Here is a 2,395-nt window from a genome sequence, read left to right as displayed (position 1 = left end):
GTATGCGGCCCACCAACCACATCTACTAACTTAGCATAATTTTATTTACCGGTTCCCCTCGGATAAACTTGACCTAAACTTGCTGTAATTTCTTGTAGTTCTGAGGGTAGAGATTCCGGATGTCTTTATGGTTTATGGACATGATATTCTCCAGGGTATATTTAAGCCACTCATATGGATTTACCTCGTGTTTTTTGCAGATGGCAAAGAAGGAATAGATTCCTGCAGCTCTTTCTGCTGCTGAATGAGAACCCGCAAACAGGTAATTCTTTCGACCAAGGGCCAATGGCCTGATGGCATTCTCCACTAAATTATTATCGATCTCCAGAATACCATCAAAAAGATAGGCGCTAAGCTGATCCCAACGATCCATAGAATACTTGAAGGCTTTTCCGATAGGACTTTTGGGAAGGATTAGCTGATGTTTCATCTGATCGAACATCCATTTTCCAAATTCATTAATAACAGGCAAGGCTTTTTCCAGGCGCAGGGATTTACGCTGCTGCGGGCTTAAGTTTTGCTCTCGTGCCTGGGCTTCCACCGCGTAGAGTTTCTGGATAAAGCTTAGGGCTTTTTCAGCGCGCTCCCTATCATTATCCTTTGCCTTATCAAATTCCCTTCTGGCGTGGGCCCAGCAGTTCAGGTGAGTAACCCCCTCACGCTTGCCTATTTTATCATAAGCGGCATAGCCATCACTTTGAAGGTAGCCTTTAAACCCGGCCAATACATGATCGGCAGCCTCACGGCTACGCCCGGGCTGATAATCAAAGAGTACGGTCCCATCTATGGGACAATGATGTACCCAATAATAACCTTGATGTGTTTTTCCTTTTTTAGCAGGATCCATCACCTTTATGGGTGTTTCGTCACTTTGGAGGTAACCTTTGGAGCGAATATCCTCCAGCAGGTGCTGATAAAGGATATCGATGATTTTAAGGCTTTGCCTGGTCCAACCTTCCAGGGTGGAAGATGCTATAGGGATCTCTGCTCGTTTAAAGCGTTGGAGCTGCCGGTAAAGCGGAAGGTGATCCTGGTACTTATCGACTAAAATAGAAGCCAGGAGTCCGGCTCCCGGGATTCCTTTTTCAATAACCCGCAGGGGAAGTTCCCCGATGATTACTCCTTCTTTACTTTTAGGAGCATACTTATAGCGGATATAGCGTTTGATATAGTATTTAGCAGGCTCGTATTCCAGTTCATCGGTCACTTCTTTGCCGATACAAACCATATCGGTAAGATCCTCTTCAGGATAGATCTCGATCTCTTTTACCTCAAGATGCTCCGGAAGGGCCATTCTTCCTTTATGGTTGGTGGTTTTTTTGCGACGCTCAAGCTTAAGCTTTTCTTTTAACTCGGCTTCTTGTGCTGCTGCCTTTTGGGGTTCCATCTCAAAGGGAAGGCTCATCTGGTTTTTATCCCCTTCGAAGCGTTCTCTTTTTTGGCCAAAGGCCAGGCGTTTGTAATACTCCACCTGGAATTTCAGGTCAGCAATCTTATGCTCTGCTTTTTCAACTTCTTGTTCCCTTTTAGAAACACTTTTTTCAGCTTTTTCCCTCTTTTTCGTCTCCTTCTTCAGGAGGGCCAAAAGCTGATCTTTAGTAAGGTTTTCTAAGGGTTCTTGCATGGGTTAAAGATACAAAAACAGACCTATTAAACCTATCGTGAACCCCTGTTTTTACTGATAAAACACCCTTATTCTCTAGTGAGAATAGCGCAGTTTCTGAACACTTTTTTCAACTGTAATACCCTCTATCATCAGTACCAATTGCGTCCAGGTAAAACTGGTCTGATCTTCTCTAATTACAGGCGGAGTGAAGCTTCCCCGCTCCAGGCGTTTGTAGTATAAAACAAAGCCGCCACGCTCCCAGTGAAGCAGCTTGAGATGGGTGCGATTCCGGTTAAGAAAAACGAACACATCACCGCTGGTAGGCTCCCGGTTTAGCTCATTTTTCACCAGTCCACTCAGACCATTAAAACTTTTTCGCATATCACATGACTTACGATAAAAGTGATAATTATGGGAGGAACCTAAGGAGAACATTAATACAGCTTAACTAACCGGGCAATAAGTCCCAGGTCCGTAGCATTCATTTGAAGTTTGACCCCGTTGGGATAAATAAGTTCCAGCTCACCGGAGGAGGAGTTTAATCCCTTGGTAACTTCTACAAATCCCCCGGGCTGATCTTCATCTTTCTTTTTGCGGATCCAGTAACAAAAAGTGGAAGGACTGATTCCTTTTTCTTTGCTAAAGGCTTTTGCCGAAAGGCCGCTATTACGATATTCATTAACTAAAGTGTACATTTCTTCCTGTTTGCTCATAATAAATATTATTTTAGAGCAGCAAAGCTATCGGTAGAAAGTCAGCTAATCAAGATGCAGTTGGTGGGGTGGATAC

At 43.9% G+C, this 2,395-nt stretch carries 3 protein-coding genes; all 3 read right to left on the bottom strand.

Annotated features, from left to right (window positions below):
* Positions 1-73 precede the first annotated feature (73 nt).
* Positions 74-1,624 carry an IS66 family transposase gene (gene tnpC, locus IE056_RS18215; protein WP_189606420.1) on the bottom strand — a complete coding sequence of 517 codons (1,551 nt, stop codon included), beginning with the start codon at positions 1,622-1,624 and terminating at the stop codon, positions 74-76.
* A gap of 75 nt (positions 1,625-1,699) precedes the next feature.
* Positions 1,700-2,041 carry an IS66 family insertion sequence element accessory protein TnpB gene (tnpB, locus tag IE056_RS18210; RefSeq protein WP_189606419.1) on the bottom strand — a complete coding sequence of 114 codons (342 nt, stop codon included), beginning with the start codon at positions 2,039-2,041 and terminating at the stop codon, positions 1,700-1,702.
* Entirely contained in the window at positions 2,041-2,319 is a 279-nt protein-coding gene (gene tnpA / locus IE056_RS18205) for an IS66 family insertion sequence element accessory protein TnpA (protein WP_189606418.1), read from the bottom strand. The genes tnpB and tnpA overlap by 1 nt, the downstream gene beginning before the upstream one ends.
* Positions 2,320-2,395: the final 76 nt, after the last annotated feature.

Origin of the sequence: Salinimicrobium marinum, assembly GCF_014651535.1 — a bacterium.
Lineage (GTDB): Bacteria > Bacteroidota > Bacteroidia > Flavobacteriales > Flavobacteriaceae > Salinimicrobium > Salinimicrobium marinum.
The sequence above is the reverse complement of the archived record's forward strand: the minus strand, read 5'-3'. Positions and strand labels throughout refer to the sequence as shown.